This is a genomic window from Desulfovibrio sp. DV, from assembly GCF_001936595.1.
Lineage (GTDB): Bacteria > Desulfobacterota > Desulfovibrionia > Desulfovibrionales > Desulfovibrionaceae > Solidesulfovibrio.
This window is the reverse complement of record NZ_MLBG01000051.1, coordinates 23,808-30,329: the sequence shown is the minus strand read 5'-3', so window position 1 is coordinate 30,329 and position 6,522 is coordinate 23,808. Positions and strand designations below refer to the sequence as shown.

7 protein-coding genes are annotated in these 6,522 nt (G+C 65.3%); 6 read left to right on the top strand and 1 reads right to left on the bottom strand.

All coding sequences use genetic code 11. The annotated features are described in order from the left end of the window. Positions 1–115: 115 nt before the first annotated feature. Positions 116–1,111 (bottom strand): cation diffusion facilitator family transporter, encoded by a 996-nt coding sequence (locus tag DVDV_RS12430; protein ID WP_075354969.1) that lies wholly within the window; start codon positions 1,109–1,111, stop codon positions 116–118. Between the two features lie 122 nt (positions 1,112–1,233). Between DVDV_RS12430 and DVDV_RS12425 the strand changes: the two genes are divergently transcribed. The 6 genes from DVDV_RS12425 to DVDV_RS12400 all read left to right on the top strand — a co-directional run bounded on the left by DVDV_RS12425 (position 1,234) and on the right by DVDV_RS12400 (position 6,194). Further along, on the top strand, positions 1,234–2,025 hold the full coding sequence (locus DVDV_RS12425) for an A24 family peptidase (RefSeq protein ID WP_075354968.1): 792 nt from the start codon (positions 1,234–1,236) through the stop codon (positions 2,023–2,025). Between the two features lie 122 nt (positions 2,026–2,147). Next, positions 2,148–2,483 carry a hypothetical protein gene (locus DVDV_RS12420; protein ID WP_075354975.1) on the top strand — a complete coding sequence of 112 codons (336 nt, stop codon included), beginning with the start codon at positions 2,148–2,150 and terminating at the stop codon, positions 2,481–2,483. A gap of 106 nt (positions 2,484–2,589) precedes the next feature. Further along, positions 2,590–3,744, top strand: coding sequence for an ABC transporter permease (locus DVDV_RS12415; RefSeq protein WP_075354967.1), 1,155 nt, complete (start codon positions 2,590–2,592; stop codon positions 3,742–3,744). A 118-nt stretch (positions 3,745–3,862) separates the two neighbouring features. Continuing rightward, a complete protein-coding gene (locus DVDV_RS12410; protein WP_254845363.1) occupies positions 3,863–4,552 on the top strand; it encodes an ABC transporter ATP-binding protein in 690 nt (229 codons plus the stop codon). Between the two features lie 17 nt (positions 4,553–4,569). Further along, a complete protein-coding gene (locus DVDV_RS12405; RefSeq protein WP_075354966.1) occupies positions 4,570–5,583 on the top strand; it encodes an MlaD family protein in 1,014 nt (337 codons plus the stop codon). Then, positions 5,580–6,194, top strand: a complete 615-nt coding sequence (locus tag DVDV_RS12400) for a membrane integrity-associated transporter subunit PqiC (protein WP_083634770.1) — start codon at positions 5,580–5,582, stop codon at positions 6,192–6,194. The genes DVDV_RS12405 and DVDV_RS12400 overlap by 4 nt, the downstream gene beginning before the upstream one ends. Positions 6,195–6,522: the final 328 nt, after the last annotated feature.

Genomic DNA, 6,522 nt, shown 5'->3' with positions numbered 1-6,522 from the left:
GCTTGCGTGGCCCGGGTGATGTCGCCCCATCCCCCCTTGCCTTCCAGGTGGGATTCCAAAGGGGTCACCCCTTTGGCCGCCGGAGGCATTCTTTCTCAAGCCTGCGGCTTAAACGCTAGTCCCCGCGCACCGGTTCGCCGGTGGTGGCCGGGGACCACTGGGGCGAGTCCTCGGCCGGGCGGCTTCGCAGGTCGCACGGCTCGGCGTCGCAGACCGGGCAGCAGTCGTCGGCGCAGGGATCGGCGTGGATCATGACGTCGGCTTCGGGACCGAGATGGTCGGCCAGGATCTTTTCCATGGCGTCCACCTGTTCGTGGGCTTCGGCCAGGGTCATGTCCCGGGGCAGGATCAGGTGGAGGTCGACGTGGACGGCCCGGCCGGATTTAAAGGCCCGCAGCCGGTGGATGTCGATCCAGGACGGATGGCGGCGCTCCCGCAGCAGGTCGCAGAGGCTGGAGAGCAGGGCCGGATCGGATTCGTTCATGAATCCGGCTACGGACTGGCGGATGAGGCCGACGCCGGTCCAGGCGATGTTGGCCCCGACCAGACAGGCGATGGCGCCGTCCAGCCACAGCCAGCCGGTCATCATGACCAGGGCCAGGGCGATGAGCACCCCGCCCGAGGTCCAGACGTCGGTGAGCACATGCCGGCCGTCGGCCTCAAGGGTCAACGACCCCGATTTCCTGCCCTGGCGAAGGAGCAGCAGGCCCAGCCACAGGTTGACGCCGCTGGCGGCAAGCAACAGCAGGAGACCCGCTCCGAGGTTGGGCAGCGGCTCGGGGTGCAAAATCTTGCCCCAGGATTCCCAGACAATGGCCACGGAAGCCAAAAGGATCAGCAGCCCCTCGATGCCGGCCGCGTAGTATTCGACATTGCCGTGCCCGTAGGGATGGCGCTTGTCCGGCGGCGTGGCCGCAACCGAGACGCTAAAGACGGCAAAGGCCGCCGCCACCACGTTGATGATGGATTCCAGGGCATCGGACAGGATGGCAGCCGAGTCGGTGAGGACGTAGGCCAGCATCTTGATGCCCAAAAGCCCGACAGCCACGGTCAGAGACAGCCTCGCGGCCCGGATTTCCGGCCCGGCAGCGGTTTGGGATGCAGGTTGCATGGTCTGGTCAGTACCGTCCCGGCCGGGCGGTGTCCAGCCATGCAGCGTTTTTGTCCTCCCTTCGCCCGTTCGCCGTCCCCTCGCCACTTGACGCGAAGCAGGCGTATGGACACAAGGAGCAGATGCCATTTCCCATCGATCCCGCCCTGTTCCCGTATGTGTTCCCGGCCGCCGCCGCCGTGCTCGGACTCTTTCTCGGCAGCTTTTATTCGGTGTGCGTCTCGCGCGGCATCGCCGAGACCTCCATTGTCTCGCCGCCCTCGCATTGCCCGGCCTGCGGCCACAGGCTGCGGCCCTGGGAGCTTGTTCCGCTGGTCAGCTGGCTGGCCCTGGGGGGACGATGCAGCAGCTGCCGCCAGCGCATTTCCGTGCTCTATCCGCTGATCGAATTGGCCTCGGCCGTTTTTGCCGCCCTGGTCGCGGTCCGCTTCGGCCCGACCTGGTGGTTTGTCGGCCATCTGGCCCTTGGCGGGCTGTATATCATCGCCTCGGGCATTGATTTTCAGGTCTATCTGCTGCCCAATTACCTGACCTATCCGGCGGCGGCGCTGGGCCTGGCCCTGGGCGTGCTGGACCCGGCCATCGGTCCGGTATTGGCGGGAGTGGGGGCCTTGGCCGGATTCGGCGTCTTCTGGCTGCTGGCTGCCGCCTACCGCACAGCCAAGGGCGTGGACGGCCTGGGCGGCGGCGACGTCAAGCTCATGCTTTCCATCGGCGGGGCGGTCGGGGGGCTGGGGCTGCCGTATGCCGTGCTGCTCGGCAGTCTGGCTGCCCTGGTTGCCAGTCCCTTCTATGTCTTCGGCCGGGGCCGGGGCCGCCAGATGCCCATTCCCTTCGGGCCGTTCCTGTGCTTTGGCGGCATGGTGCAGATCCTCTACGGACGAGAGATTTTCGCCTTGCTGGCCGGACGCTGATCAAATACTCCGGTCCAAAGACGCAGCGTTGTAAAGGCCGGGCTGGCGTCCTGCGCCCGGCCCATGCTAGACAGGAGCAGGCCCACAGCGGGCCCTGCCGCACCATACCCATGGAGGTTGCCATGCCGCACCGCATTGCCTGTTTTGCCGCACTCCTGGTCTTTTGCCTGCTGGCGGCCTGCACCCCCCAGAAGCCCTATTCGGACTCCATGTTTTACGGCAACTGCATCTTCCCCTTCGGCCCTGATCCCTGCGATTCGGACATGGACATCTGCCAGGCCTTTCGTGAGGTCTTCAATACGACCTACGCCGACGCCAAGACCTGCCGGGCGGCCTGCAACGTGGTTTTTGTCCAGCAGGGCAACATTTACCTCGGCCGCAACTGTTTTTACATGATCGACCACGGCGGCAACCTCTGCGCCCAACAGTGCGACCGCCTGTATCCTAAGCAAAAATGACGCTTGGCAATCGGGCCGGGCAGGGGCATGGTGCCGGTGGCCCGGCCCGCTGCCGACAGGCCAGCCAGACAATCGGAAATCCCATGCGCCAAGGTTCGCTACTTTCATGACCCGTCCAGCTCAAACGCCCAGGGCCGACGCCCCCACGCGCGCCATCGCAACGGCGGACGGCGTCGTCACCCTGACTTTCGCCGGTTCCTGGCGCATGGACCGGACCCTGCCCGGCATCGAGCCGGTGTTCGAGGCTCTGGCCGTCTCCCCGGCTCCACGGTCGCTGGCCTTTGCCTGCACCGGGGTCACGGGCTGGGACAGCCTGTTTCTCACCCAGTGCCGGGCCATCCTGGCGGCGGCCCGGGAACGCGGCCTGGCCGTCGACCCGGCCGGACTGCCCGACGGCGTGGCCAGCCTGCTGGCCCTGGCCGAAAAAGTGCCCGAACGCCAGGGCGCGGCCCGCAAATCCGTCCACACCCCCTTTCTTGAGCGCATGGCCGACCTGGGCCTGGGTGCGGTCCAGGCCTTTTACAATCTTCTGGACTTCATGGGCGACATCACCCTGGCCGTCGTGGCCCTGGTCCGGGGCAGGGCCGTGTTCCAGCGTTCCCAGCTGGTCACGCTCATGTACCAGGCCAGCATCGACGCCCTGGGCATCGTCTCGCTCATCAGCTTTCTGGTGGGGCTTATCCTGGCCTTTGTCGGGGCCATTCAGCTCAGCCAGTTCGGCGCGCAAATCTACGTCTCCACCATCGTCGGCATTGCCATGGTCCGGGTCATGGGGGCCATCATGACCGGCATCATCATGGCCGGGCGCACCGGAGCGGCCTATGCCGCCGAGCTTGGCACCATGCAGGTCAACGAGGAGATCGACGCCCTGAAAACCTTCGGCTTTTCGCCGACCCAGTTTCTGGTTTTGCCGCGGCTGATCGCCCTGGTCATCATGATGCCGCTCCTTTGCGTCTACGCCGATCTCATGGGCATCATGGGCGGCTTCGTGGTCGGGGTGTTCATGCTCAAGATCAACCCCATCCAGTACCTGACCCATACCTGGCAGTCCGTGCCCCTGGCCAACTTCTGGATCGGGCTGGTCCACAGCACCATTTTCGGCGTCCTGGTGGCCATGGCCGGCTGTTACCGGGGGATACGCTGCGGCCGCAGCGCCCTGGGCGTGGGGCAGGCCGCCACCTCGGCCGTGGTGACCAGCATCCTGGCCATCGTCATCGCCACGGCCATCCTCACCGTGGCCTGCAACATCATCGGCGTGTGAGGCTTTTGTGACCGTTGCCCCAAAAATCCCGGACACCGCCGCACCGCGCCCGTTGGCCAACGGGGCTCCGGCCATCGAGGTTACGAACCTGACCATCGCCTATGGTGATTTCGTCATCATGCGCGACCTCAATTTCACCGTGCACCAGGGCGACATCTTTATCATCATGGGCGGCAGCGGCTGCGGCAAATCCACGCTTTTGCGGGTGCTGATCGGCCTCAAGGAGCCGGCCGCCGGCAAGGTCGTCTACCGGGAAGGCAGCCTGTGGGACGCCCCGCCCGAAACCCGGGCCGTCATTTCCCGGCGCACCGGCATCCTGTACCAATCCGGGGCGCTTTTCAGCTCCATGACCCTGGCTGAAAACATTTCCCTGCCCCTGTCCCAGTACACCGCCCTGACGCGCCGCCAGATCCGGGAAGTGGTCTCGCTCAAGCTCGCCCTGGTCGGTCTGGCCGGATTCGAGGATTTCTATCCCTCGGAAATAAGCGGCGGCATGTGCAAACGGGCCGGACTCGCCCGGGCCATGGCCCTTGATCCGGATATCCTCTTTTTCGACGAGCCCTCGGCCGGCCTCGATCCGGTCAGCGCCCATCTCCTGGATGAACTGATCCTGGAACTGCGCGAGAGCCTCAAGGCCACCTTTGTGGTGGTCACCCACGAGTTGTCCAGTATTTTTGCCATCGGCAACAACTCCGTCTACCTTGATGTCGAGACGCGGACCATGACCGCCAGCGGCGATCCCAACAAGCTGCTGGCCGAATCCACCGATCCCAAGCTCCGCCGGTTCCTCACCCGGGGAAAGGAATAAGAAAAGGACCTACCACCATGAGCGGCAAAGCCAATAAGACCATGATCGGGCTTTTCGTGCTGGGGGCCCTGGCCCTGGCCCTGGGGGCTATCGTCGCCCTGGGTTCGGGCCTGCTTTTCACCAAGAAATTCACCTGCATCATGTATTTCCCCAATTCCGTCTCGGGCTTGGAAGTCGGTGCGCCGCTGTTGTTCCGGGGGGTGCCCATCGGCTCGGTCAAGGACATCAGCATCGAGGCCGACGCCAGCCGCCTGCATTTCTATATCCCGGTGGTGGTGGAGATCCTTGGCAACAAGATCAAGCTGGCCCCGAGCGAGACCGGGAAAAAAGGCGCGGAGACCCTGGTCCAGGCCCGCAAGGAAACCCCCGGCGATCTGCTGACCCAGCTGATCGACAAGGGACTGCGCGCCCAGCTCGTCACCCAGAGCTTTGTCACCGGCCAGCTGGCCGTCTCCCTCGACCTCATGCCCGATACCCCGGTCCGTCTGGTCGGCGGCGCGCCCCTGCCCGAAATTCCGACCGTGCCCTCGACCTTTGAGAAACTGACCGAAACCATCAAGCAATTGCCGCTCCAGGAACTGGTCAACCGGCTCATCGGCGCGGTCACCGGCATCGAAACCCTGGTCAATTCACCGGAATTGTCCAAGATGCCCGGCAAGATCGACACCGTGCTCACGAACGGCAACGAGCTGATGGTCGAACTGCGCAGCAAGGTCGGCCCCCTGACCCAGAATCTCGACGAAGCCGTGCAGAGCTTTACCGAACTGGCCAAGCATCTCGACCGGCGCACCGATGGCCTGAGCGCCTCGGCCAAGGGGGCCTTGGACTCCTTTGACGCCACCCTCAAGGAAAGCCGGTCGGCCATTGCCAAGTTCCAGAAGATCGCCAACAGCGATTCGCCAACCGTTACCGACCTCAACCGGGCGCTGTCGGAAATCGCCACCGCCGCCCGTTCCATCCGCGAACTGGCCAATTACCTTGAACGCCACCCCGAGGCGCTCATCCAGGGCAAGGGAGGCCCGCATAAATGAGCAACAAGCCCCGATTCCTCGTCCTCCTGCTGGCCGCCGGCGCGGCCTGCTGCCTGCCGCTCGTGGCCGGTTGCGGCAAATCCGCGCCCACCCATTTCTATTCCCTGAATACGGCTGCGCCCAAGACCGACACGGCGCCCGGCGGCCCGTGCCTGGCCCTGGGCGTCGGCCCGGTGGACTTCCCGGCCTACCTTGACCGGTCCCAGATCGTCACCCGGATCGGGGACAACCAGATGCAACTGGCCGAGTTCGAACAATGGATCGAGGCGCCCCATGACAATTTCCAGCGCGCCCTGACTGAAAATCTCAATCGCCTTGTGTGCGCCAAGCCGCTTTATACCTACCCCTGGCCCGTGGGCGGCCATCCCGACCGGCAGGTCGTCATCCAGGTGTCGCGCTTTGACGGGACGCTTGGACAGGACGTGGTGCTGCGCGTCAGTTGGTCGGTTCTCGACAACGACAACAAGGTGTTGGAGTGGCGCACCGCCGATTACCGCGAAACCACCCAGGGCCCGGACTACGCCGCCCTGGCCGCCGCCCAGAGCCGGCTGGTGGAGCAGTTTGCCAAGGACGTGGCCGTCACCCTGGGGGCCAAGCCGGAGAGCAAGTAGAAGGGCAGGCCCGAGTGCAGGCCCGAATGCGGGTCGGAGTGCAGATCGGAGTGCGGGTCGGAGCGCAGGCCCGAGCGCAGGACGGAGCGCAAGCCCGAGCACAGGTCGGAGTGGCGGATACCGGAAGGAGAACCGGCCCAGGCCCCAGGAGGGGACAGCGGGGCCGGGGACAACCAGGAAGGGTCCGGGGCTTTCGGGACGTTTTTTGAGGCGGACAGGCCGCTGCCACCGGGGGCAGCCCGAGGCTTCAGGGCCGGGCAGGCCATTTCGGCCAAACAGACTGATCGGGCCAATCCGGCTTGATCCGGGCGGCCCGGGCCCATCAGGC

What these genes read in the sequence shown, in the direction of transcription:
- DVDV_RS12430 (WP_075354969.1), bottom strand. Translation starts at nt 1,111, where the DNA reads ATGCAACCTGCATCCCAAACCGCTGCCGGGCCGGAAATCCGGGCCGCG.
- DVDV_RS12425 (WP_075354968.1), top strand. Translation starts at nt 1,234, where the DNA reads ATGCCATTTCCCATCGATCCCGCCCTGTTCCCGTATGTGTTCCCGGCC.
- DVDV_RS12420 (WP_075354975.1), top strand. Translation starts at nt 2,148, where the DNA reads ATGCCGCACCGCATTGCCTGTTTTGCCGCACTCCTGGTCTTTTGCCTG.
- DVDV_RS12415 (WP_075354967.1), top strand. Translation starts at nt 2,590, where the DNA reads ATGACCCGTCCAGCTCAAACGCCCAGGGCCGACGCCCCCACGCGCGCC.
- DVDV_RS12410 (WP_254845363.1), top strand. Translation starts at nt 3,863, where the DNA reads ATGCGCGACCTCAATTTCACCGTGCACCAGGGCGACATCTTTATCATC.
- DVDV_RS12405 (WP_075354966.1), top strand. Translation starts at nt 4,570, where the DNA reads ATGAGCGGCAAAGCCAATAAGACCATGATCGGGCTTTTCGTGCTGGGG.
- DVDV_RS12400 (WP_083634770.1), top strand. Translation starts at nt 5,580, where the DNA reads ATGAGCAACAAGCCCCGATTCCTCGTCCTCCTGCTGGCCGCCGGCGCG.